Below are 23,571 nucleotides of genomic sequence, written 5' to 3' on the forward strand. Positions count from 1 at the left end.
GCTTTCAATACGGGATCAACGTCTGGAACCGCTCCTTCTTCGACGCCATCGAGCAACGCAACGCCCACACCGTCTATGTGCTTAGCGCCATATTCCTGCCGCTCGTCGCTGGAAGCGCGGGCCTTGTGGTCGCGCAGGTCTATCTGCGCATGACGATCCAGCGCCGCTGGCGTTCCTGGCTGACCACCGCCGTCATCGCACGCTGGCTTGCCAATGGCCGCTACTACCAGTTGAATCTCGTCGCCGGCGACCACTCGAACCCCGAAGCCCGCCTCACGGAGGATCTGCGGATCGCCACCGAGTCACCCGTCGATTTCATCTCGGGCGTCCTCAATGCGTTCCTGTCGGCCTCGACCTTCATCGTGGTGCTGTGGACGATCGGCGGCGCGCTCACTTTGCCGATCGGTGGCGAAAACCTGACCATTCCCGGCTTCCTCGTCATCACCGCGGTCATCTATGCCGCCATCACCTCCACGTCGATGGTGGTCATCGGCCGGCATTTCGTCCGCCTCTCCGAGCAGAAGAACCAGGCGGAAGCCGAATTCCGCTACACGCTGACGCGGGTGCGCGAAAACGGCGAGAGCATCGCATTGCTTGGCGGCGAGGAGGAGGAGCGCAGCGGCATCGACAGGAATTTCGGTCATGTGCTCAGGCAATGGGCGCTGCTGACGGGCCAGCACATGCGCACGGCGCTGGTGTCGCAGGGGTCGAGCCTGTTTGCGCCGGTCGTGCCGGTCCTGCTCTGCGCGCCGAAATTCCTCGAAGGCTCGATGTCGCTCGGACAGGTGATGCAGGCTGCCTCCGCCTTCGCCATCGTGCAGGGCGCGTTCGGATGGCTGGTCGACAACTACCCGCGTCTTGCCGACTGGAACGCCTCGGCGCGGCGCATCGCCTCGCTGATGATGTCGCTCGACGGGCTCGAGCGTGCGGAGCAGAGCGACGCGCTCGGACGCATCCAGCACGGCGAAACCGAAGACGGTGCGATGCTCAGCCTCGACGATCTCTCCGTCACGCTCGACGACGGCACCTCCGTGGTCAAGGAAACCGAGGTTGCGATCGAACCGGGCGAGCGTGTGCTGGTGGCTGGCGAATCCGGTTCCGGCAAGTCGACGCTGGTGCGGGCCGTTGCCGGCCTGTGGCCGTGGGGCGGCGGCAGCGTCAATTTTCATGCCGACAGGCGACTGTTCATGCTGCCGCAACGCCCCTACATTCCCTCGGGCACGCTTCGCCGCGCGGTCGCCTATCCCGCGGCCGCGGACAAGTGGACGATCAAACAGATCAAGGCCGCCCTGGACAAGGTCGGCTTGGCCTATCTTGCCGAAAGGATCAAGGAAGAAGCGCCATGGGACCAGACGCTGTCGGGCGGCGAAAAGCAGCGTCTCGCTTTCGCGCGCCTGCTGCTGCACCGCCCCGATATCGTCGTGCTGGATGAAGCAACCTCGGCGCTCGACGAGAAGAGCCAGGACGCCATGATGGCGACGGTGATCCGCGAATTGCCCGATGTCACCATCATCAGCGTGGCGCACCGTGCCGAGCTGGAAGCCTTCCACAGCCGCAAGATCACCCTCGAACGGCGCGAGGGCGGCGCCAAGCTTGTCAGCGACATCAACCTCGTGCCGCGCAAGCGCAACCTGCTGAAGCGCGCCTTGTGGGGCTCCGGCAGTCGGGTCGAAAGGGCGCGCAAGGAGTAAGGCGCCGCTGCCCCGGGCTCCGCGCAACTATGATGCGTATATGTCCTTGTAGGTGTCGCGCAGCAGGTTCTTCTGTACCTTGCCCATGGTGTTGCGCGGCAGTTCATCGACGAAGATCACGCGCTTCGGATGCTTGTATTTCGCCACCCGTCCGGCGATCGCGCCGAGAATTTCGGCACCGGTGATCCGCGATGACGGCGCCCGCACGACGACGGCGGTGACGCCTTCGCCGAAATCCGGATGGGCAACGCCGATGACGGCGCTTTCGCTAACCCCGTCGAGCGCATCGATCTCGCTTTCGAGCTCCTTCGGGTAGATGTTGTAACCGCCCGATATGATCAGGTCCTTGCCGCGACCGACGATGTGGACGTAGCCGTCGGCGTCGGTCATGCCGAGATCGCCGGTGATGAAAAAACCGTCGGCGCGGAATTCCGCCTTGGTCTTCTCCGGCATGCGCCAATAGCCGCCGAAAACATTTGGGCCCTTCACCTCGATCATGCCGACCTCGCCCTGCGCAAGCGCTGCGCCACTGTCTGGATCGGCGATGCGAAGCGTGACGCCGGGCAAGGGGAAACCGACGGTGCCGGCGCGCCGCTCGCCCTCATAGGGGTTCGAGGTGTTCATGTTGGTCTCGGTCATGCCGTAGCGTTCGAGGATCGCGTGGCCGGTGCGCTCGCGCCAGGCCTTGTGCGTCTCGGCCAGCAGCGGCGCCGACCCGGAAATGAACACACGGATGTTTTTCGCCGCCTCATGGTCCAGCCCCTCATGCTGCAGCAGGCGCACGTAGAAGGTCGGCACCCCCATCAAGGCCGTGGCACGCGGCAGCAGCGAGACGATGCGGGCCGGATCGAACTTCTGCTCGAACAGCATCGAGGCGCCGGCCATCAGGACGACGTTGGTGGCGACGAACAGGCCGTGCGTGTGGAAGATCGGCAATGCGTGGATCAGCACGTCGTCTCCGGTGAAACGCCAGTGCTCGACCAGCACGCGCGCGTTCGAAGCAAGGTTCTCGTGGCTGAGCATGGCGCCTTTCGAACGGCCGGTGGTTCCCGACGTGTAGAGGATTGCCGCGAGGTCATCCGACCCGCGCGCCACGTCATGAAAATCCGTCGGCAGCCGCGAGGCCTGCTCGGTCAGCGATCCCCGGCCATCGCGGCCGAGCGTGACGGTGACGGCGCCCGTCTTTTCCGCCAGCGCGCCGATGTCGGCCGCTCTTGCCGGATCGCAGACGACTAGGCGTGGTTCCGCGTCGCCGAAGAAATACTCCAGCTCAGCCAGCGTGTAGGCGGTGTTGAGCGGCAGGAAGACGGCGCCGGCGCGCAGGCAGGCGAGATAGAGCATGACCGCTTCCGGGCTCTTCTCGACCTGCACGGCAACGCGGTCACCGGGCTCGACATCCAGTTGCAGGAGCGCATGCGCAAGCTGCGCCGAGCGGGCCAGCATATCGCCATAGGTGATCGAGCGGCCATCATCGGTTTCCATCAGCAAGCGCGCTGGCGCCGGCATCCGGAACCGGAACGCATCGAACAGATGATTGCTCATGAAGGCTTCCCTGGGGTGCTGCGGCGCTGAGCATGCGCCTGTCGCGGCATGCCTCGGCGGCGAGAGTTCGCGGTTCTTGGCCGCGCCGTCAAGCCCGCCGACAGCGGTTCACGCCGGCCGCGCCGACGCAGGTTGCGTGCAAGAAACGAGCACAAGAGACCCGCCAGGAAACGACTGCTATCGCCGAGCGCGTTTGCCGGCGATTTCTTTCGTTTCCTCGTCCTGCTCGAAGCGCTTCATGCACATGGCCGCAGTCAACCGGTAGTGGTTGAGCAGGGCCTCGACGGCACCGTCGGCATTGCCGTCCAGGGCATATTCGGCGATCAGACGATGCTCGCCGAAATCGTCGCGCTGGACGCCTTCGCCATCATTGGCCATTTGCCGGTAGCGATAGGCGTGATCGGAGAGCTGGTCGCAAAACCCCACCAGCCATTGCGACCGGCAGGCCGAAATCAGCACCCTGTGGAAGATGCGATGCAGCCTCTCCCAATCGGGATTGAGCGAGAAGAGATTCTGCGGTGCCAGGCGTGACGCGCGTCCCAGGCGATGCAGCGCCAGCACGAGCTGTTCTTCCCATTCGGCGGTGCGGTGGGTGATGGATTCGCGAAGCGCTCGCTCCTCGAGCCAGCAGCGGGTGCGCGTCAGCTCCTCGAGTTCCGAGGCGCTGACCGGCATGATGAAGAAGCCGCGCTGGTCGTGCCGGCCGAGAAGCCCTTCCGAGGCGAGGCGATTGAGGGCTTCGCGGACAGGCGAGGCGCCGGCTCCATATTTGGAGACCACCCACTCGACCCGCAGCTTGCTCTCGGCTTCAAGGACACCGCCGAGAAGATCGTCCCGCAATTGCTGATAGACCGTAGTGGCAAGCGTGCTCTTCGGTCCGGCAGCGTCGTCGTTCAGATTGGCAGCTCCGTATGTCAAAGCGACTCCTTGTCCCCAGGACTTGTCCCGGGCGATTCGAGTCCGAAAGCATTCGCCTTCTCGTACTTGTACCATACAGCGCGAAGATTCGCCTGCTCAAGCAGAAGATCACGTTATTGTACTTTAGCACAAAGGAATATGCGGCATTTCGGAGTTCAGTGCTGTAATTCCGCGCTTTTTCACAACCTGCGGGCACTTAACATGTTTTGTATGCACGCAGGAGAATCTGTTCTTTTTGTTCTTTTGTATTCGCGCGAGATCAACTGTCTGCTTTGGGCATAGACGACGGAGCTGAAAACCGAATCAGGCAATCGCTCACATCCGATGCCGTTGCCCCAAAAGCTTCACAAACCCGCCCGGCACCAGAACCTTTAGCCGGCATGCAGGGCTGACGCGGGAACACTGCTGGTCAACCGGCTGCCTTATCGGCTGCCGTCCTGATTGCCTGGATGTTCTGCCGATAAGCCTCGACGCTGCCGCCTTTGAAGATGGCGGCGCCCGCCACCAGCACATCGGCGCCGGCAGCGGTGACCAGCGGCGCGGTTTCGGCTGAAACACCGCCGTCGATCTCGATTCGGATCGGCCGGCCTCCGACGAGGGCCTTGACCCGCTTCACCTTGTCGACGATCGCTGGGATGAAGGCCTGGCCGCCGAAGCCCGGATTGACGGTCATGATCAGGATCAGGTCGAGCCGGTCGAGCACGTATTCGACCACGCTTTCCGGCGTCGCCGGATTGAGCGACACACCGGCCTTTTTGCCAAGGTTCCTGATGGTCTGCAGCGAGCGGTCAAGATGCGGGCCGGCCTCGGCATGGACGGTCAAACCGTCGCAGCCGGCCTCGGCGAAAGCGGCCAGATAGGGGTCGGCCGGGGCAATCATCAGATGGCAGTCGAAGAAGGCCTTGGTGCGGTTGCGGATCGCCTTGATCACTGGCGGGCCAAAGGTGATGTTGGGCACGAAATGCCCGTCCATAACATCGAGATGTATCCAGTCGGCGCCGGCTGCCGCTACCGCTTCGACCTCATCGCCGAGTTTGGAAAAATCCGATGCCAGCACCGATGGTGCAATCAGGGTCTTTCTGCTCATGGATGCGGCCTTTCCGAGTGTCCTTCTCGTTGGCCACCCTATCGACTGCCTAATGCGCCGCAGCCGACTTGTCGAGGGTGCAGGCGCGGTCGACGCGCAGGCTGGGACGCGTGCCGTTATCCGCGATCATGCTGCGGCCAATTCCCGCTTGTCCCCACAGCTGCGAAGAAAACCCCGCCGGATTGCTCCGGCGGGGTTTCTGGTCTCGTGTCGAGCAGGTGGTTATTGCTGCTGGAGCTTCAGGATTCTGTCTGGAACCTGGTCCTGCCGCTGTTCGACTTGCGGCCTGCGCCGTGGCAGCACCTGCTGCAGCAGCAGGCCGGGGTTCAGCTCCAGCGACGGTTGTCCGCGGACCGCCCGGCAGTTCGGGTAGCGCCCGATCGTGCCTTCCGGGCAGCGCCTCCTGATGATCGGCTGGCACTGGCCATCGATCATCTGCGAGCCCGGTGCGCATTCCACCTCCTGCCTGCGGCATGCGCCGTTGATCACCTCGGTGCCGCGCGGGCAGACACATTCGCCGCGCTTGTTGTGGACCTGGCCGCGTATGTCGCACTGCTCCTGCGTCGGCTGCTTGCGCCGGCAGGCATTGCCCCGCACCTCGGTACCCCTCGGGCAGACACAATTGCCGTCGGCGTCGTGGACCTGGCCACGGATGGTGCACTGGTCAGGCCTTGGCCGGATCGGGCGGCAGGCGCCGTTTCTGACCTCGTTGCCTTGCGGGCAGACGCAGTCTCCGTCCGCGTCGTGGACCTGGCCACGGATGATGCACTGCTCAGGCTTCGGCCGGATCGGACGGCAGGCGCCATTGCGCACCTCGGTCCCTCGCGGGCAGACACAGTCTCCATCGGCATCGTGGACCTGGCCACGGATCGTGCACTGCTCCGGCTTTGGCTGGATCGGGCGGCAGGCATTGCCCCTGATCTCGGTTCCCCTGGGGCAAACACAATCGCCATCCGCATTGTGGACCTGGCCACGGATAGTGCACTGCTCGGGCTTGTCGGTCCTGACGCACCTGCCGTTCTCGAGCCCGGTTCCGCGTGGGCAGACGCAGCGTCCGTCCTCGGTGCGGATCTGGCCCTCGAGCAGCACACAGCGTTTCGGCTGTTCCGGCTTCGGCACGATACCACCGCCCGGCGAGCACTGGCCGTTGCGGTAGGTGGTGCCTTCGGGGCAAACGCAGCGGCCGGCATCGTTCATGACGAAGCCTTGCGAGCATTCCTTCCTCGTCTCCTGGCTAATGGTGAAGGGATGGCAGGCATAGGCCTTGCCGTGATCGCCCTGCACATTGGTCTGATCGCCGCCAAGCACGTCGCCACCGCCCTGCACCCGTGTGTCGGGAGACAGCACGCCGACGCAGTTCTGGCCGCTGACATTGCCCTGCAGATTGGCCAGGCGGCCGTCGTCGGGAATGACCACGGTGACATGGTGCACCCGGCTTTCGCCGGCGCCGAGCGTCAGGTTGGCAATGCAGGACGCAGGCAAGGTTGCCGGTTCCGGCGAGCAGCCGAAGGGCGGATCGATCGAGGTGATCTCAACGCCTTCCAGCCTGCCGAGACCCTCCACGCCGATCGCATCGCCGATGCGGACCGGCCCGGAGAAGGCGGTCGCTCCTTCATTGGTGATGGTGATCTCGAACGAGCAGGGTTGGCCGAGCCTGCATTCGCGGTCGCCGGTCTTTTCGACACGGATGGTCGAAGAACCGCCGCCCTTGGCGCAGGCCTGGCCAAAGGGATAGACGACGTCGTCGCCCGGCGCAGGCCCATAGGAGCCGCGCGCGCAGTTTTCGAACGCGCCATTCGCCGAGACCGTCACGTCGAAGTGGCGGCTGGTTCCAGGTGTCATGACGGCACCGGGAATCTGGCACGACAGCGCATTGGCCGGAACCGGTCCGCACGCCCATTCCGCGCCGTCGGGGGTGACGGTCTGGATCTGGACGGGCGCGCCGCCGGCCACCAGCGTGGCGGCATCGTTGACCCGCACCGGACCGTTGGGGGCAGCGGTGCCAAGGCTGATGACAGTGATGCGGCAAGAGACGACCGCGGCACCGGCGAGCGAGCCGTTGCACACCTTGGTGATGCGCAGGGTCGGCTTGCCGCCATTGGGATGACGGAAGCGTTCCTTGGCGCAGGCCTTGTTGTTGGTGAGGTCGTTTTCACCGGGGATGGGCTTCACCTCAGCGCAATTCTCGACAGTGTCCGACTGGTAGCCGGCCGGCATGACCGCCTTCACGACGATCGGCGTCGAGGCGCCCGCAGGCAGCGAGATGCCGGCATTGTCGCAACGGAACTGGCCGGGGCCGTTCGGTCCGCATGTCCAGGGCGGGCTCGGCCCGAAGGTCGAGGAGGACGGCGCGCCGCCCGGATAGCTGTCGATCACCGTCAGCGGTCCGTTATAGGTCGATGTGCCGTTGTTGATGATGTCGATCACGAAGGTGCAGATGCCGTCGGCCGAGCAGACCGGGACGCGGGCACGCTTCTTCAGGATCAGGTCGACCTTCTTCTCCACCGGCGGCCGGCAGTCGCGGTCACGGTCGCCGCGCCGGCAGATCGGGATCGAGGCACAGCCGCGATCGTTCGACTGGCTGCCGAACAGCGGCTTGCCGCTGGCGCCATAATTGTAGGTGGCGCAGTTGCGTAAAGCACCGCCTTGCCAGCCTCCGGCCGGCTTGAAGCCGAGCTTGAGGTCGACGGAGGCCCCCGGATTGAGCGTGGTCACCGGATAGGTGCAGGTCATCGGGGTGGTTCCGGGTACGCAGACCCAAGGTGGATTTGGCCCTGAATCGAGCGTCGAGCCGGCCGGCAGCGTCACCTCGTCGAGCACGATCTTGCCGTGGTAGGCTCCGGTGCCGACATTGGTGACCCTGATGGTGAAGTCGCAGCCGCCGCCCATCGTGCAACGCGTCACGTCGGCGCGTTTCTCGACCTTGAGGTCCGGCTCCTTGTCCCTGGGCGGGCACCTCTGGTCACGCGGGATGACGATGTCGATCGTCTGCGTGCAGCACAGGCCCCAGCCTTCCTTCGGACCGGCATAGGTTTCGATGCCGGTGACGATGAGGTGGATGACGTCGCCGGGCGAGGCACCGACGATCTTCCAGTTGAGCACACCGCCGCCCGCCGGCACCAATTGGGTATCGGGGATGATGTTGATGCCGGGCGTGCTCGTCGACACCTGCACCCACTTGCCGCCCATCTCCGGGCCGACCGGCATGTGATAGATGAAGGCGCCGCCGCCGGGCACGCAGTCGACCGTACCGCGTTCCACCTTGAAGCATTCCTTGCCGGGAGGTGGCGGTGGCGGATTGCACTTGGTGACGTCGATCTTGATCGAGGTCTTCACGCCGGTCTTGAAGTCACCGTCGTCGGGCTTGCTCGGATCCTGCGATGGGATGATGGTCCCGGTGCCCGGTCCGGCCGTCACCTTGATCATGCCCTGGTTGTCGACGATCGTCGGCGCGGGAAATGCCGCACGATCGATCTTGGCCGTGATCGCGAAGTTGATCACACGCTCGTTGGCAGCGCCGACGCCGTCGACATCGGACGTGGAGATGCGGAAATCGGAAACCGTGGCAGTATCGTTCGGATTTGCCGAAGTGCTGATCGTTGCACCCGGCAGTGGTCCGCCGGACGAATCCGTGCCGTCGCCGGACACGTTGACGTTGATGATCGCAAGGCCGTGCGGAAGCTGGTCCTTGAAGTCGATCCTGACCTTCTTCAGCCTGGCCTCGAGGCTCGGGTCGGCAAGGCCCTGCGGATCGCCGCGCAAGCCGAAGCTCAGCGAGTAGACGACGTAATCGCAGCCTCTTTGAACGCCTGTCTTGGTGAAGAAAGGCACCACCTGGTCAGGCCTCGGAGTGACGACGCGCGAACTGTCGAGATCGAGCTTCAGCTCCGGGGTGATCGAGGCAGCGTCTTCTGCAAAGCCTTGCACCGGGGTGAACATGGCGACCGCGATACCGGCCGCCATCAGCCAGCGCGCGCCGCGCCTGGCGTATGACAGGGGTTTCATGATCGTCTCCATGACGGTTGTTTGGACGTTCGTTGCGAGCGGGGAGAGTGCGAGATTTTTCATCTTCCCCTCCTCAACGTTCGCAGCTGGCGGCTGGGGTTCTGAGCGGCAAAGTCATCTTGCAGCAAGGGTAATAGCCACCCTTGTCCTTGTCGGACTTCCTGTAGAAGCAGAGCCCGACATCGACTGTGTCGCCCGGATAGTGGCCGGTGATGTCGATCGTGTAAGGCTTGCCGGGCGCATGCGACTGGGATGATGTCACCCCGACGCCTGGCGTCCTGGACTGGACCTTGATCGAATCGCCGCCGAAGCCGGCATGGTCATGGAGATAGAGATCGGCCTCGAGGCCGGAAGGCGTGCAGTAATACTGGACGTCGTCGACGTCGAGACATGGAGGCAGGTTGCCGGGTGGTGGGAAATCCGGCGGGTAGAAGGGGGGCAGGTAGCCGCCCGGGATTTCCTCGTAATAGCCGGCGCGGCCCTCGCAAGGGTGCCAGACGGCAACATCGCCGACATGGCCCTCGACCTCCGGGTCTTCGAAATAACCGTCGAAGTCGACGAACCATGAGCCGAAGGGCGGCACATTGGCCGGCTTGACCAGCTCTTTCGGCGTGATCTGCACACCGTGTACGGCCAGCGGCCCGCCGGCTGCGAGCTGTTCGGCGAGTGAAGGATTGTCGCGCAGCTTGTCGCCCGTGTTGACCAGCGTCTGCGTGCAGACGGAGCTGTCGAGATTGCCGTCGGCATCATAGCCATATTGCAGATCAAGACCGCCGGCCGACTGCCGGTTGCCTTGGGGGAAGCCGACCGCATATTCCTGCGGCACTTCGACCCAGACCGATTCCGTTTCCGGATCGTCCGGGTTCTCCCGGAAATAGCGGATGACCTCGCCTTTACCGGAATCGGCGAACTGGCTGTAATCGTAACGGTTCTCGACCGGACCGCGCTGGGCGAGGTACATGAAGCCGCTATTGTCGAAGGCGATGTCGGTGACGGCGTAGTCCTTGTCGGCCCTGACCGTCAGTTCCCAGCGCGGGTCACCGGCAAAACTGCCGTCGCGAGCGATGCCCACCGACCAGATTTCCGACTTTTCGCCGACCGAATAGTAGAGCCGGCCGCCATGGTAGGAGACACCCCAGACGCGGCGCTCGTCCTGCGTGTAGCCCCAGCTGTCGGGGTCTTCGCTATCGAAGGCGGCACCTTGTATGTCCATCACCGAACCATCGTCGGCGACGGGAGCGAGCCCATGCGTGGGCCGGCCGGCAACGCCGTGATCGAAGCTGTCGATCAGTCTGCCTTCGGCGTCGATGCGATGGATCAGGCCGGTGTCGAGATCGGACGCAAAGAACTCGCGGTGAGTGGCGTCGAAAGTGAGATTGCCGATGCCGGGACCGCTGTTGGTGTCGATGTCGGCGAATTTGGAGACCTGGCCGGTGATGCCGTCGATCTTCCAGACGGTGCCCGGCCCACCACCGTTTTCGGTGCCGAACTGGCCATCCATGAAGGTGGCACCGGCAGCGCCGCGGCGCTGCCTCTCGGGGCGGCCGTCATCGTCGGCATCCGGGGTGACGATACGGATGCCGTGCAGCGAGGTGGCGCCGGCATAGAGATTGGGAATGCCCGATGGAACGCCGTCGCGCACGCCGTCATCATAGGTGACGCCGAACACTTGGCCGATCTGCTCCGCCGTCACCTCGAAGGGCGGCGGCGTGTTGACCAGCTGGCCGGAGGCTGGGCCGCCCAGATGCGAAACGTCGAACACGCGCAAGGTGGCGCGCGTGGGGTCGATGAAGGTTTCGTCGACCGGATCGACGCCGGGCGGCAGGCCCTCTTTTTCGGAATCAGGGGGGTCGAAATTGGGAATGATGGTGCCGGAGAATCCGGTCACCGCCATCGAGCCGGGATAGATGATCCGGGTTTCCTGCGCCTGCGCGGCGCCCAGCCACAGGCCGAGTGCCAGCGCCAGCAACCCGCCTGGATGCACAGCACGGCGCAAGCCGCCATCAAGAGACGACACGAACGAGCCGCGGATGCGAGACATGACACTACCCCCCGTAGTCGACGGGAGAACGTCGGGGCTGGCCGCGCAAATCAGGGCAAGGCGCGGCGGTCCGGCTCGTTCTTCCCTGATCGAATTGTCTGCTTTCCTCAAGACGACGATACGCCTGGTCTTACGCAGGGTCAACGGAATCAGCGGAAAGCCCAGCGCATCGACCCCGTCCCGAAGGCGGTGGTCGCGCCGAGCTCCTGTTGTTCCCGGAGACCGCAGAGCCTCTGGGTTATTGGTCATGGGGGCTTCCTTTCCGGGCCGCACCATGCGGCACCTGGAGATCAGTCGCGGGCGGAGATGGAAAGGTTCATGGAAGGCCTGCGCAGAATGCTTGCGCGCGATGCCGCCTGTTCTTATATACGCGCCAAGCCGTTCGGCGCCGGAGTGCCGGTTGCCGGAACGGGATTTCTTGTGAACAGGGGCTTTCGTCGGAACGCCTGTACGGGTCCTGAGAGCCTGCTTAGCGGAGAGACTAGAGAAATGGCAAAAGTAATCGGTATCGATCTCGGCACCACCAACTCCTGCATCGCCATCATGGATGGCAAGGAGCCCAAGGTAATCGAGAATGCGGAAGGCGCGCGCACGACGCCTTCCATCGTCGCCATCTCGGGCGACGACGAACGTCTGGTCGGCCAGCCGGCCAAGCGCCAGGCGGTCACCAATCCTGAAAACACCATCTTCGCGGTCAAGCGCCTGATCGGCCGCCGCTATGACGATCCGGTGACGGAGAAGGACAAGAAGCTTGTCCCCTACAAGATCGTCAAGGGCGACAATGGCGATGCCTGGGTCGAAGCTGGCGGCAGGAAGCAGTCGCCCTCGCAGATTTCGGCCATGATCCTGCAGAAGATGAAGGAGACGGCGGAAGCCTATCTCGGCGAAAAGGTCGAGAAGGCGGTCATCACCGTTCCGGCCTATTTCAACGACGCCCAGCGCCAGGCGACCAAGGATGCCGGCAAGATCGCCGGCCTTGAAGTGCTGCGCATCATCAACGAGCCGACCGCGGCAGCGCTTGCCTATGGCCTCGACAAGAAGGAAGGCAAGACCATTGCCGTCTATGACCTTGGCGGCGGCACGTTCGACATTTCGGTGCTCGAAATCGGCGATGGCGTGTTCGAGGTCAAGTCGACCAATGGCGACACCTTCCTCGGCGGCGAGGATTTCGACATGCGCCTGGTCGAATACCTGGCGGCCGAGTTCAAGAAGGAACAGGGCATCGACCTGAAGAACGACAAGCTTGCCCTGCAGCGCCTCAAGGAGGCGGCTGAAAAGGCCAAGATCGAGCTGTCGTCGACCACCCAGACCGAAATCAACCTGCCCTTCATCACCGCCGACGCGACCGGGCCGAAGCACCTGACGCTGAAGCTGACGCGCGCCAAGTTCGAGCAGCTGGTCGACGACCTCGTCCAGCGCACGATTGCCCCTTGCAAGGCGGCATTGAAGGATGCCGGCCTGAAGGCGGGCGAGATCGACGAAGTCGTCCTGGTCGGCGGCATGACCCGCATGCCCAAGATCCAGGAAATCGTGAAGCAGTTCTTCGGCAAGGAGCCGCACAAGGGCGTCAATCCGGATGAGGTCGTCGCTCTCGGCGCCGCCATCCAGGCCGGCGTGCTGCAGGGCGACGTCAAGGACGTGCTGTTGCTCGACGTGACGCCGCTGTCGCTCGGCATCGAGACGCTGGGTGGCGTGTTCACCCGCCTGATCGAACGCAACACGACGATCCCGACCAAGAAGAGCCAGGTGTTCTCGACGGCCGAGGACTCACAGTCGGCAGTGACCATCCGGGTCTTCCAGGGTGAGCGCGAAATGGCCGCCGACAACAAGGCGCTCGGCCAGTTCGACCTGGTCGGCATTCCGCCGGCGCCGCGCGGCGTACCGCAGATCGAGGTCACCTTCGACATCGACGCCAACGGCATCGTCAACGTTTCGGCCAAGGACAAGGGCACCGGCAAGGAGCACCAGATCCGCATCCAGGCATCGGGTGGTCTTTCGGACGCCGACATCGAGAAGATGGTCAAGGACGCCGAGGCCAATGCCGAGACCGACAAGAAGCGGCGTGCGCTGGTCGAGGCCCGCAACCAGGCCGAAGCGCTGCTGCATTCCTCGGAGAAGTCGCTGAAGGAATATGGCGACAAGGTTTCGGAAGGCGAGCGCACGGCGATCTCCGACGCGATCGCGGCGCTGAAGACCGCGACCGAAGGCGACGACGCGGCCGACATCGAAGCCAAGAGCCAGGCGCTGGCCGAGGCTTCTATGAAGCTTGGCCAAGCCATGTACGAGGCTTCGCAGAAGGAAGCGGCGGAAGCCGACGCCAAGGCGGACGCCGCCAAGGACAGTGACGTTGTCGACGCCGATTTCGAGGAAATCGACGAAGACGACGACAAGAAGAAGTCGGCCTGAACCGTTTGACGGCAAGATAAAGCGAAAAGCCCGGCGAAGGCCGGGCTTTTTTGCAACCCCTTGCAGAAAAACAGCGGGCCTTGCTGAAAAAATGCAGGCAAAGCCGCGTCGACACTGGCATCCCCCTTCCATCGCACCTAAATCGAAGCGTCAGTGCCGGCAAGAGACGCAACAATGCTTCAAGACGTTGAGCATCCGGACAGCGGGAAAAAATGAAAGCTGATTTCTACGAGACGCTGGGCGTGCAAAAAGGCGCCGATGAGAAGGAGCTCAAGAGCGCTTTCCGCAAGCTCGCCATGCAATTCCATCCCGATCGCAACCCCGGCGACCATTCCTGCGAGCACAAGTTCAAGGAAATCAACGAAGCCTACGAGACGCTGAAAGACCCGCAGAAGCGCGCGGCCTATGACCGCTTCGGTCACGCCGCCTTCGAACAGGGCGGCATGAATGGCGGGGCCCAAGGCTTTGGCGCCGGCGGCTTCGCCGACATTTTCGAGGACATTTTCGGCGACATGATGGGCGGGCGCCAGCGCCGCTCGTCGGGCGGCCGCGAGCGCGGCGCCGACCTGCGCTACAACATGGAAATCACCCTGGAAGAGGCTTTTGCCGGCAAGACCGCACAGATCCGGGTGCCGGCGTCGATCTCGTGCTCTGAATGTTCGGGCAGCGGCGCTAAGCCCGGCACCCAGCCCGTCACCTGCTCGATGTGCAACGGCCACGGCAAGGTGCGCGCCACGCAAGGCTTCTTCTCGATCGAGCGGACCTGCCCGCAATGCCAGGGGCGCGGCCAGACGATCAAGGATCCGTGCCCGAAATGCGCCGGCCAGGGCCGCGTCACCGAGGAGCGTTCGCTGTCGGTCAACATCCCGGCCGGCATCGAGGACGGCACCCGCATCCGCCTTGCCAATGAGGGCGAAGCCGGCCTGCGCGGCGGGCCCTCGGGCGACCTCTATATTTTCCTGGCGGTCAAACCGCACGAGTTCTTCCAACGCGACGGCGCCGATCTCTATTGCAAGGTGCCGATCTCGATGACGACGGCAGCCCTTGGCGGCTCCTTCGAGGTGACGACGCTGGACGGCACGCAGACCAAGGTCAAGGTGACCGAAGGCACACAGAACGGGCGCCAGTTCCGCCTCAAGGGCAAGGGCATGCCTGTGCTGCGCCAGCCCAATGTCGGCGACCTCTACATCCAGACCGCGGTCGAGACGCCGCAGAACCTGACCCGGCGCCAGCGCGAACTTCTGGAGGAGTTCGAACAGCTCTCCTCGCAGGACAATTCGCCTCAATCGAGCGGCTTTTTCGCCCGTATGAAGGATTTCTTCGAGTCTTTCGGCGAGCGTTGATGCACTTTGGCCCGCGTAAGCCGATTTGCCACGCGTAAATCCTTGAATCGCGTCGCCCCTTGAGACGCGACGAAAATTATCTTATCCACGACATGCGTCCGGCCGCGCCTTGCCTAGCACCGCTCAGGTGCTAAGTAACTTTGCGGGGAGCGCTGAGGAGAGCTTGCATGACACGTGGCCCTGGACTGCGGAAGGCGCTTGTCGAAAAGTTCGACGACGAACTCAAATTCTTCAAGGGCTGGATCGACAAGCCGAAGACGGTTGGCTCGATCGTGCCGACCAGTTCGATCACCGCGCGCAAGATGGCCTCGATCGTCAATCCTAAATCCGGCCTGCCAGTGCTCGAGGTCGGTCCCGGTACCGGCGTCATCACCCGCGCCATCCTCGCCCAGGGCGTACGCCCCGAAAACCTCTACGCTGTCGAATATTCCACGGATTTCGTTCGTCACCTGCGGCGGCTCTATCCCGGCGTCAACGTCATCGAGGGCGACGCCTTCAACCTCAACGCCACGCTTGGCGACAAGAGCGGGATGATCTTCGATTCCGTCGTTTCGGGCGTGCCGCTGCTCAACTTTCCGGTCGCCCAGCGCATCGCCTATATCGAGAGCCTGCTCGACCGCATCCCGGCCGGACGGCCGATCGTGCAGCTGACCTACGGACCGATGTCGCCGATCCCGGCCGGCCGCGGTGACTACACGGTCAAGCATTTCGATTTCATCCTCCGCAACATTCCGCCGACGCAGCTGTGGATCTATCGCCGCGAGGCGCACTAAGTGAGAAGGGAATAGGGCAATAGGGGAGTAAGGGAGTAGGGATGAAGGGTTCCATTTCCAGGCTATTTTCTACTCCCATATTCCCCTACTGCCCTATTCCCCTATCCAGCCGTTGATTTGAGCCGTCCTTGGCTGTACCTGTCCGGGAACAAGGGTGGCCAATGGCAGTGATCCCGAAAATCCTCGTCTTCGCCGGCTCGGTGCGCAGCGGCGCCTATAGCGGCAGGGCCGCCGACGTGGCGCAAAAGGAACTCGCCATGCAAGGTGCCGAGGTGACCCGCATCTCGCTCGCCGACTACCCCCTGCCGATCATGGACGAGGATCTGGAAAAGGAAAAAGGCGTTCCCGAAAACGCCCAGAAACTCGGCCGTCTGATCATCGCCCATGACGGGCTGCTGATCGCCACACCCGAATATAACGGCTCCATTCCGCCGCTGCTCAAGAACACGATCGACTGGGTGAGCCGGGTGCGCAGGGATGGTGGCCGGCCAGTCAGGCCGCTGGCCGGCAAGGTCGTTGGCCTCTGCTCGTCCTCCAACGGGCACTTTGCCGGTATCCGCTGCATCAACCATCTGCGCGCGGTGCTGGTGCGTTGCCAGATGGAGGTGGTGACGCCGGAATGCTCGGTGCCCGACGGCGGTGACGCCTTCGACGAGGATGGAAATTTCCGTGACGAAAGACTGCACAAATCGATGGAGCACTTATGCCGCACGCTGATCGAGACCTCGCGCCTGCTGTCCACCCGGATCGAGGCATGATCGCCAATAGCATGCGCGACCGGCTCATCGTCGGCCTCGACGTGCCGACAGTGAAGCAAGCCGAGCAGGCAGTGCGCGAACTCGACGGCATCGTCTCCTTCTACAAGATCGGCTACCAGCTTGCCTTCGCCGGCGGGCTCGACTTCGCCAGGGAGCTGGCCAGCGGCGGCACCAACGTCTTCCTAGACATGAAGCTGCTCGACATCGACCACACGGTGGCCAAGGGTGTCGAGAACATCGTCAAGATGGGCGTGACCATGCTGACCATCCACGCCTATCCCAAGGCCATGCAGGCCGCCGTAGAGGCGGCCAGAGGCAGCGACCTTTGCCTGCTTGCCGTTAGCGTTCTGACCTCGATGGACGAGCAGGACATGATCGACGTCGGCTATGAGTACGATCCGCATACGCTGGTGCTTAGGCGCTCGGAACAGGCGCTGCATGCCGGCATGGGCGGCATCGTCTGCTCGGCCGCGGAGGCCGAGGCGGTGCGCCGGATCGTGGGACCCGACATGGCGGTGGTGACGCCCGGCATCCGGCCGGCGGGCAGCGACCATGGCGACCAGAAGCGCGTGGTGACGCCAGGCCAGGCGATTCGCAACGGCGCCAGCCACCTCGTCGTCGGCCGTCCGATCATTGCTGCGGCCAACAAACGGGAAGCGGCCGAAGCCATCCTCGACGAGATGCGCTCGGCCTGAGATTTCCAGGAACAAGTTCGGAGACCAAGAAAATGCCCAAAGGATATTGGATCGCTCGTGTCGATGTGCGCGACGCGGAAGGCTACAAGGACTATGTCTCCGCCGCCAAACCTGCCTTCGAGCGCTTCGGCGCGAAGTTCCTGGCGCGCGGCGGCGAGCATGAAAAGGCCGAAGGCCCCGGCCGCGCACGCAATGTCATCATCGAGTTCGAATCGCTGGCCGCCGCGCATGATTGCTACCATTCGCCGGAATACCAGCGCGCCGCCGCCATCCGCCAGAAGGTCGCCGACGGCGAGATCGTCCTGGTCGAGGGCGCCTGAGGTCCCCTGCAAGCATAGTTCCGGTTTTAGCCGGAGACGTGCTCAAAATCGGATAGAGCCTGGCGGCGTTTGAAGCCCCGCAGGCTCATTTTACATATCTTTGCTCCGCGATTTCACGGTGATCTGCCTGGCGCAGTTGCCAGGTGCGGAGCCGTGCCGACGAGCGCTCATTCAACGCCGGTCGGATTGCCGGTTGACATGCAGGTATTTACCTGCATATTATGCCTTACAACAGAGTGAGGCAGATGGACGCCGACAAGGTTTTCAAAGCGCTGGGCGACCCGACACGCAGAAGGCTGCTTGACCTTCTGTGCGAGCAGAACGGGCAGACGCTCAGTCAGCTTTGCGATCATCTGGACATGGCCAGGCAATCCGCCACCCAGCACCTCGACCTGCTGGAGGCGGCCAACCTGGTGAGCACGGTCAAGCGCGGCCGCGAAAAACTACATTTCATCAATCCCGTGCCGCTGCACGAAGTCTACGAGCGCTGGGTACGGAAATTCGAACGGCAGCGGCTCAGCCTGCTGCACGACCTGAAGCAGGAACTCGAAGGAGAAGACCAATGACCAGGGAAACGACCAGCTTTGTCTACGTGACCTATATCCGCTCGACGCCGCAGAAGGTGTTCGAGGCGATAATCAAGCCCGAGATCGCAAAGCGCTACTGGGGCCACGAGAACGTCTCCGAATGGACGCCGGGCTCGAAATGGGAGCACATCCGCGCCAATGACGAACGGACTGTCGAACTCGTCGGCAAGGTCGTCGAGATTTCGCCGCCGACCCGCCTCGTCATCACCTGGGCGAACGCTTCGCAGGCGGACGATCCGTCAAAAACCAGCCGCGTGACGTTCGCCATCGAGGAATACGACACCATGGTGCGGCTGACCGTCAGCCATGACGAGCTCGAGGCCGGCAGCGGCATGGCGAAGGGCGTCAGCCAGGGTTGGCCGGCGGTGCTGTCCAGCCTGAAATCCTTCCTCGAAACCGGCAGCGGCATCGATATTTTCGCCAAGCCGAAATCGGCCTGATGTTGCGGCCTCGAGCAGAATCAGACCCGTGGAGAATGACAATGACCAAGCGCTATACCGGCGGCTGCGCATGCGGCGCGATCCGTTACGAGACCAATGACGAGCCGATCTTCCAGAACCACTGCCAATGCAGCGATTGCCAGAAGCGCTCAGGCACCGGCCACGGATCCTACCTGACCTTCGGCCAGCGTGCCGATATGGCCATTACCGGGGAGGTGAGCACCTGGCGCGTGGCGGGCGCCAGCGGCAATGAAAAAATCCACACCTTCTGTCCAACCTGCGGAACGCCGGTCTTTCTGATATCCGTCGCCATGCCGGAATTCATAGCGGTCCATGCGGCCAGCCTCGACGATCCGGAACAGTTCAGCCCACAGATGGTGACTTACACGAGCCACGGCCATGCCTGGGACAAGATGGATCCCGCCTTGCAGGCGGTCGAGCGAATGCCGTAGTGAAACGCGTCCGCCGGTCGGCCCGCGATCTGCCGTAGCGCCTTCAGGCGCGATGCTCTTGGCCGATCAGCCGGCTCGCCGCTGTCTCGGCTATGGCATCGGCAAGCTCGAGGCCCCATTGCTGGCGGCAATAGGCGCGGAAATCGAAGCAGGGCAGGCCGGGGCAGACCTCGAACTCGATGAGGTGGACGGTGTCGTCGGCCTCGACCCTGAGATCGATGGAAAACACGTCGCGCAGGCCGAGCCCGCTCATCAGCCGCCCGGCGATCGCACGAATCCTGGCGTCGGCGGCCGGCTGGCTGTCGGCGACCGCGACGAGCTCCGGCTCGGCGTAATGTCCCGCCGCTTTCGCTGCCTCGCCAGTGTCGCCGTAGAGCGCCAGGCTGTCGGCCATGGTCTGGAAATCGGCGCCTGAATCGACAAAGGCCACGCCAAGCACTTCGACTCCCGCGCCCGGCATCAGGCTAAGGAAACTGGCGCGCACGTTGCGGCCGGCGACGTAGGGCTGGACGACGACATCGTCGCGATAGGCCGAAAAGACGCGCCGGCTGAGCTCCAAAGCGTGGGCGAGATCGCCGCAGCGCGACTCCGGCCAGATGCCGATCTTGGCGCCGAGCCGGTTGGGCTTGACGAACCAGCCGGCGGGCGAGGCCGGCGGCTCGACCAGCCATTGGCCGTCACGCGCGAGCCCAGCCTGTGGCACCGGCAGGCCGAGCGCGCCGAGCACGGCGCCGGAGCGGAACTTGTCCTGGCAGAGCGCGAACAGCGCATCGTCGGCGCCGATTGTCTTGAAACCGCCCAGTCGCGCCAAAGCGGGCGCCGCGCCGCCGCGGAAATAGGCGATGCCGTCGGTCAGCGTCCAGACCAGCGTTGTGCTGGGATGCTCGCCGGCGAGCACGCTGGCAGCGTCGTCGAGCGCCACCGGCGTGAACGACAGGCCGCGTGCCTGGCAGGCACGGCCAAGCACGTCGAATTCAGGAGCGAGATCGGTCGACTGCGCCAGATAGGACGCGATTTCGGTTGCGCGCTGCGGCGCATGGCCGTCGGCGACCAGACGGTCGAAACAAGCCTTTTCCGGCTCATGGACGAGTATCAGTTTCGGCTTACGGCTTGGCATGAGATGAACGATCCCCGGCGGTACGATCACCTACCATCGCATGGTCGAGACGTCAGGCTCTCGCGAAACCGACACGGTGCGGGCGGTGGCGTGACAACGCACCGTCCGACCGTAGAATCCAGTTCGATCAGGCGATCAGCACGCGCGGCTCGAAGCGGCCGTTGACGGGAATATCGAGCAGAAAGGTCATGCCGCCCTGCAGATCCAGCAGACGCTGCTTCTCATCCTTGCCCGACCAGGCGGAGGTGACCGCCAGCCGGTCGGCCTTGGCGCCGACGAAGGCTGGGCAGGATGGCTGCGTCACCGGCATGGCGACCGTGCGGACGAGCTTGCCGTCGGGTCCGTAGGCTTCGATGACGCTGCCGCCCCAGACGGCGTTCCACAGGATGCCGTCGCGGTCGAGCACCGACCCGTCGACATAGCCCTTGGCCGAGCGGTGGTCGACGAACAGCTTGGGCTCACCGGCAGGCAGACCGGTCGCCGGGTCGCAGGCGACGCGCATCAGCAGCCCGGTCGAGGTGTCGGTGTAGTAAGCGATCGCGCCATCCTCGGTAAAACAGATCGAATTGGAGACGGTGATGTCCGAAAACAGCTGGCGCAGTTCGCCCTTGAAAAACCAGTAGATCGAACCCGCGCCTTTTTCCTCGCCCTTGCCCATGGTGCCCATCCACAGGGCGCCGCAGGGATGGACGCGGGAATCGTTGGAGCGCGTGACCGGATTGTCGGCCTCGACAGGCGTGTGCAGCGTCAGCTTGCCGGTCGCGACATCGCGGACATAAAGGCCGGTCTCGGCGGCGATCAGCTGGCGCTTGTCGTCGATGACGGCGATGGCGCTCGCCATTTGGCCAAGCTCATGGACGGTGGTCGCGCCGCCGGACAGCCGCTTTTCCAGAAGCTGGCTGTTGACGATGTCAAACCAGTAGAGCGTATCGGTGGCGGGATCGTAGCTCGGCCCCTCGCCGAGCTGGCAGACGTGATCGGAAAAAACCGAAACGATCGCTTCGCTCATCCTGCTTCTCCGAACACCGCATCCCAGGCCGCGACGGCAGCTTGCGCACGCGCGGCCACCTCGTCGACGCTCATGCCCGGCTTGAACAGGCTGGAGCCCAGACCAAAGGCGGTCACGCCGGCAGCCTTGTAGCCGGCAAAATCTTTTTCGGAGACACCGCCGACGGCACCGACCAATGTCTGCGCCGGCAACACCGCGCGCATCGCTGAAATGCCGCCGGCACCCAGCACGCTCGCCGGGAAGAATTTCAGGGCCGAGGCGCCGAGCTTGATCGCCAGGAAAGCCTCGGTCGGCGTGAACACGCCGGGCATCGTCACCATGCCGTAATGCATGGCGCGCGCCATCACCTCGGCATCGATGTTGGGACTGACCAGAAGCCGCCCTCCGGCCTGGTGCAAGCCATCGACATCGGCCGGCGTCAGCACCGTGCCGGCGCCGACCAGCGCCGTTTTCGGCAGCACTTGGACGATGCGGGCGATCGACGAGAACGGTTGCGGCGAGTTGAGCGGCACTTCGATCGCCTCGATGCCAGCGTCGAACAGCGCCTGGCCCATGGCCATCGCCTCGGTGGGCTTGAGCCCGCGAAGGATGGCAACCAGGCCGCGCTTGAGTTTTGGAAACGGTGCGGTCTGGCTCATCGGGCAACTCCAATTCTGGCGATCATGCCGTTCTCGCGCGCCGCCTCGACGAGACCGGCACGCACTGCCTCGTCGGCGTCGACGGCCCGGACCTCAAGCCCAGCAAGACCAAGTGCGGCCTGGTAGAGTGCGGCCAGCGCGCCGGAGGCAATCAGCACCACGGGTTCGGCACCGGCGCCATGCCGGCGGCTGGCGGAGGCGATCTCGCCGCCGATCAAAAGGCCGGACAGGCAGGCGGCGGCATCGTCGGCTTTCAGATCCTGCAGCAGGCCGGCGGCGCGGATCGAAAACAGCCGCGAGGTGACATCGCCGCCTTCGCCCAATGCGGTGTCGCACCAGCGGCGGAAGAACGGATTGTCCGATGTGACCGGCTTGGGGTGCTCGCCGAGCGAGTGGCGCAGGATCGAGTGCGCGGCAAGCACGGAAAACAGCTCGCCGGTCGGCCAGGTGCCGAAGCCGGTGACGGCGCCGTCCTCGACCAGCACCCATTTCGAATGGGTGCCGGGCATGCAGACCAGCTGGCGCCCCCTGGCCGGCAGGCCGGCGCCGGCAAGCTGGGTTTCCTCGCCGCGCATGACGTCGGGCGCGTCAGTCAGCCGCTGGGCAAGGCCCGGAACGATGCGGATGTCGCGGCTTTGGCCGGGCACGCTGGCGGCACCCGCAAGGATGGCGGTAAGCGGCGCCGGCACGGTGACATAGGGCGCTTCCAGCCAGCCCTGGCGGGACCCGGCCATGCCGCAGATGATGACGGGCAGCGCCGCTGGTGCTCCCATCGCCGCCAGATGCCCTTCGAGGATGGTCGAAAAGCCCTTTTGCTGCGCGGTGATCAGGCCGTCATCGCCGCGGCGTTCGGCAAGCATCTTGCCTTGCCCGTCGATCAGCCAGACCCGCATGCGGGTCGTGCCCCAGTCGACGGCGGCGACCGCCGGTGCGTTGCCGGCTTGGCTCACAGGAAACCTCCATCGACGATCAGCATCTGCGCCGTCAGCATGCGCGAAGCGTCCGAGGCCAGGAACAGCACCGTGCCGACGATGTCGTCGGGCTGCATCACCTGTTTTATGCACTGCTTGGCGACATGGGCGGCAAGCCCCTGTTCGGTCACCCAGAGCTCCTTCTGCCGCTCGGTGATCACCCAGCCGGGCGCGATGGCGTTGACGCGGATGCCGTCCACACCGAGCTTGCCGGCCAGCCCCTTGGTCAGACCGAGGATACCGGCCTTGGCGGCCGTGTAGGACGGCATGTCGGGGTGGTTGATCAGATAGGACGTCGAGGTGAAGTTGATGATCGAGCCGCCGCCGGCCCGCTTCATGCCCGGCGCCACCGCTTGCGCGGTGAAGAAATGCGGCCTCAGATTAATGGCTTGGTTGTTGTCCCAGAACTCGACCGTCACGTCTTCGACGGCGTGGCGTTCGTCCCAGGCCGCATTGTTGACCAGCACGGTGACATCGCCATGCGCCTCGGCAGCCTTCGCGGCGGACGCCCGCAGGGCCTCGACATCGCGCAAATCGGTCTTGAGATAGAGCGGCCGGCGGCCGAATTCTTTCTCGATGCGGTCGGCAAGAGCTGTGCTTGGGCCGTCGGCGATGTCGATGAAGGCGACATTGGCGCCCTGGCGCACAAAACCCTCGGTCAGTGCCGCGCCAATTCCGGAGCCGCCGCCGGTGATCAGCACCGAGGCTCCTTCGAGGTCGGCAAAATGCGCCGATGGCATCATCGTTGTTGTCTCCCAGCGCATGACCCCGAAAATCG

At 64.1% G+C, this 23,571-nt stretch carries 20 protein-coding genes; 10 read left to right on the top strand and 10 right to left on the bottom strand.

The genetic code is table 11. The features are described from left to right. On the top strand, positions 1-1,691 hold a 1,691-nt coding region (locus tag EN932_RS05020), incomplete at its 5' end, for an ABC transporter ATP-binding protein/permease (protein WP_164890431.1). A gap of 27 nt (positions 1,692-1,718) precedes the next feature. On the opposite strand, the gene EN932_RS05025 is transcribed toward EN932_RS05020, so the two are convergent. The 5 genes from EN932_RS05025 to EN932_RS05045 form a co-directional block, all read right to left on the bottom strand. Next, positions 1,719-3,233: a malonyl-CoA synthase gene (locus EN932_RS05025; protein ID WP_127384712.1), complete on the bottom strand. Its 1,515-nt coding sequence runs from the start codon at positions 3,231-3,233 to the stop codon at positions 1,719-1,721. 177 nt (positions 3,234-3,410) lie between these two features. Beyond that, positions 3,411-4,151, bottom strand: coding sequence for a GntR family transcriptional regulator (locus EN932_RS05030; protein WP_013528582.1), 741 nt, complete (start codon positions 4,149-4,151; stop codon positions 3,411-3,413). A gap of 409 nt (positions 4,152-4,560) precedes the next feature. Then, positions 4,561-5,238: a ribulose-phosphate 3-epimerase gene (rpe, locus tag EN932_RS05035; protein WP_127384711.1), complete on the bottom strand. Its 678-nt coding sequence runs from the start codon at positions 5,236-5,238 to the stop codon at positions 4,561-4,563. Positions 5,239-5,460: 222 nt separating this feature from the next. After that, positions 5,461-9,306 carry a DUF11 domain-containing protein gene (locus EN932_RS05040; protein ID WP_127384710.1) on the bottom strand — a complete coding sequence of 1,282 codons (3,846 nt, stop codon included), beginning with the start codon at positions 9,304-9,306 and terminating at the stop codon, positions 5,461-5,463. A 10-nt stretch (positions 9,307-9,316) separates the two neighbouring features. Continuing rightward, on the bottom strand, positions 9,317-11,560 hold the full coding sequence (locus tag EN932_RS05045) for a hypothetical protein (RefSeq protein ID WP_032808071.1): 2,244 nt from the start codon (positions 11,558-11,560) through the stop codon (positions 9,317-9,319). A gap of 213 nt (positions 11,561-11,773) precedes the next feature. On the opposite strand from EN932_RS05045, the gene dnaK reads away from it, so the two are divergent. From dnaK to EN932_RS05090, 9 genes are all read left to right on the top strand, one after another. After that, complete coding sequence (gene dnaK / locus EN932_RS05050) at positions 11,774-13,690, top strand: molecular chaperone DnaK (protein WP_024502156.1); 1,917 nt, start codon at positions 11,774-11,776, stop codon at positions 13,688-13,690. A gap of 212 nt (positions 13,691-13,902) precedes the next feature. Next, on the top strand, positions 13,903-15,033 hold the full coding sequence (dnaJ, locus tag EN932_RS05055; RefSeq protein WP_013528587.1) for a molecular chaperone DnaJ: 1,131 nt from the start codon (positions 13,903-13,905) through the stop codon (positions 15,031-15,033). Between the two features lie 167 nt (positions 15,034-15,200). After that, positions 15,201-15,806, top strand: coding sequence for a phospholipid N-methyltransferase PmtA (gene pmtA / locus EN932_RS05060; protein ID WP_027161171.1), 606 nt, complete (start codon positions 15,201-15,203; stop codon positions 15,804-15,806). A gap of 161 nt (positions 15,807-15,967) precedes the next feature. Continuing rightward, the gene (locus tag EN932_RS05065; RefSeq protein ID WP_127368655.1) at positions 15,968-16,564 is read left to right on the top strand and encodes an NADPH-dependent FMN reductase; all 597 of its coding nucleotides are present in this window, start codon (positions 15,968-15,970) and stop codon (positions 16,562-16,564) included. Continuing rightward, positions 16,561-17,259, top strand: coding sequence for an orotidine-5'-phosphate decarboxylase (gene pyrF, locus EN932_RS05070; RefSeq protein ID WP_013528590.1), 699 nt, complete (start codon positions 16,561-16,563; stop codon positions 17,257-17,259). Before EN932_RS05065 ends, pyrF begins: the two co-directional genes overlap by 4 nt. Positions 17,260-17,291: 32 nt before the next feature. Continuing rightward, a complete protein-coding gene (locus EN932_RS05075; RefSeq protein ID WP_024502158.1) occupies positions 17,292-17,579 on the top strand; it encodes a DUF1330 domain-containing protein in 288 nt (95 codons plus the stop codon). A gap of 245 nt (positions 17,580-17,824) precedes the next feature. After that, on the top strand, positions 17,825-18,145 hold the full coding sequence (locus tag EN932_RS05080; protein WP_024502159.1) for a helix-turn-helix domain-containing protein: 321 nt from the start codon (positions 17,825-17,827) through the stop codon (positions 18,143-18,145). After that, positions 18,142-18,606 (top strand): SRPBCC family protein, encoded by a 465-nt coding sequence (locus EN932_RS05085; protein ID WP_013528593.1) that lies wholly within the window; start codon positions 18,142-18,144, stop codon positions 18,604-18,606. Before EN932_RS05080 ends, EN932_RS05085 begins: the two co-directional genes overlap by 4 nt. A gap of 41 nt (positions 18,607-18,647) precedes the next feature. Then, the gene (locus tag EN932_RS05090; protein ID WP_013528594.1) at positions 18,648-19,058 is read left to right on the top strand and encodes a GFA family protein; all 411 of its coding nucleotides are present in this window, start codon (positions 18,648-18,650) and stop codon (positions 19,056-19,058) included. A gap of 43 nt (positions 19,059-19,101) precedes the next feature. Here EN932_RS05090 and EN932_RS05095 read toward each other — a convergent pair whose 3' ends face one another. The 5 genes from EN932_RS05095 to EN932_RS05115 form a co-directional block, all read right to left on the bottom strand. Further along, positions 19,102-20,175 carry a D-alanine:D-lactate ligase-like protein gene (locus EN932_RS05095; RefSeq protein WP_127368653.1) on the bottom strand — a complete coding sequence of 358 codons (1,074 nt, stop codon included), beginning with the start codon at positions 20,173-20,175 and terminating at the stop codon, positions 19,102-19,104. 127 nt (positions 20,176-20,302) lie between these two features. Further along, the gene (locus EN932_RS05100; protein ID WP_024502161.1) at positions 20,303-21,184 is read right to left on the bottom strand and encodes an SMP-30/gluconolactonase/LRE family protein; all 882 of its coding nucleotides are present in this window, start codon (positions 21,182-21,184) and stop codon (positions 20,303-20,305) included. Then, positions 21,181-21,822, bottom strand: a complete 642-nt coding sequence (locus EN932_RS05105) for a 2-dehydro-3-deoxy-6-phosphogalactonate aldolase (RefSeq protein WP_013528597.1) — start codon at positions 21,820-21,822, stop codon at positions 21,181-21,183. The genes EN932_RS05100 and EN932_RS05105 overlap by 4 nt, the downstream gene beginning before the upstream one ends. After that, positions 21,819-22,772: a 2-dehydro-3-deoxygalactonokinase gene (locus tag EN932_RS05110; RefSeq protein WP_127368652.1), complete on the bottom strand. Its 954-nt coding sequence runs from the start codon at positions 22,770-22,772 to the stop codon at positions 21,819-21,821. Before EN932_RS05110 ends, EN932_RS05105 begins: the two co-directional genes overlap by 4 nt. Then, positions 22,769-23,536, bottom strand: a complete 768-nt coding sequence (locus EN932_RS05115) for an SDR family oxidoreductase (protein WP_063169668.1) — start codon at positions 23,534-23,536, stop codon at positions 22,769-22,771. Before EN932_RS05115 ends, EN932_RS05110 begins: the two co-directional genes overlap by 4 nt. Between the last annotated feature and the right edge of the window lie 35 nt (positions 23,537-23,571).

The organism is Mesorhizobium sp. M7A.F.Ca.US.002.01.1.1, from assembly GCF_004022955.1.
GTDB lineage: Bacteria > Pseudomonadota > Alphaproteobacteria > Rhizobiales > Rhizobiaceae > Mesorhizobium > Mesorhizobium ciceri.

Coding starts and splice junctions, on each gene's coding strand:
- rpe (WP_127384711.1), bottom strand. CDS start 5,238: ATGAGCAGAAAGACCCTGATTGCACCATCGGTGCTGGCATCGGATTTT.
- EN932_RS05075 (WP_024502158.1), top strand. CDS start 17,292: ATGCCCAAAGGATATTGGATCGCTCGTGTCGATGTGCGCGACGCGGAA.
- EN932_RS05040 (WP_127384710.1), bottom strand. CDS start 9,306: ATGAAAAATCTCGCACTCTCCCCGCTCGCAACGAACGTCCAAACAACC.
- EN932_RS05095 (WP_127368653.1), bottom strand. CDS start 20,175: ATGCCAAGCCGTAAGCCGAAACTGATACTCGTCCATGAGCCGGAAAAG.
- pyrF (WP_013528590.1), top strand. CDS start 16,561: ATGATCGCCAATAGCATGCGCGACCGGCTCATCGTCGGCCTCGACGTG.
- EN932_RS05100 (WP_024502161.1), bottom strand. CDS start 21,184: ATGAGCGAAGCGATCGTTTCGGTTTTTTCCGATCACGTCTGCCAGCTC.
- EN932_RS05090 (WP_013528594.1), top strand. CDS start 18,648: ATGACCAAGCGCTATACCGGCGGCTGCGCATGCGGCGCGATCCGTTAC.
- EN932_RS05105 (WP_013528597.1), bottom strand. CDS start 21,822: ATGAGCCAGACCGCACCGTTTCCAAAACTCAAGCGCGGCCTGGTTGCC.
- dnaJ (WP_013528587.1), top strand. CDS start 13,903: ATGAAAGCTGATTTCTACGAGACGCTGGGCGTGCAAAAAGGCGCCGAT.
- EN932_RS05025 (WP_127384712.1), bottom strand. CDS start 3,233: ATGAGCAATCATCTGTTCGATGCGTTCCGGTTCCGGATGCCGGCGCCA.
- EN932_RS05115 (WP_063169668.1), bottom strand. CDS start 23,536: ATGATGCCATCGGCGCATTTTGCCGACCTCGAAGGAGCCTCGGTGCTG.
- pmtA (WP_027161171.1), top strand. CDS start 15,201: ATGACACGTGGCCCTGGACTGCGGAAGGCGCTTGTCGAAAAGTTCGAC.
- EN932_RS05065 (WP_127368655.1), top strand. CDS start 15,968: ATGGCAGTGATCCCGAAAATCCTCGTCTTCGCCGGCTCGGTGCGCAGC.
- EN932_RS05085 (WP_013528593.1), top strand. CDS start 18,142: ATGACCAGGGAAACGACCAGCTTTGTCTACGTGACCTATATCCGCTCG.
- EN932_RS05045 (WP_032808071.1), bottom strand. CDS start 11,560: ATGGTGCGGCCCGGAAAGGAAGCCCCCATGACCAATAACCCAGAGGCT.
- dnaK (WP_024502156.1), top strand. CDS start 11,774: ATGGCAAAAGTAATCGGTATCGATCTCGGCACCACCAACTCCTGCATC.
- EN932_RS05080 (WP_024502159.1), top strand. CDS start 17,825: ATGGACGCCGACAAGGTTTTCAAAGCGCTGGGCGACCCGACACGCAGA.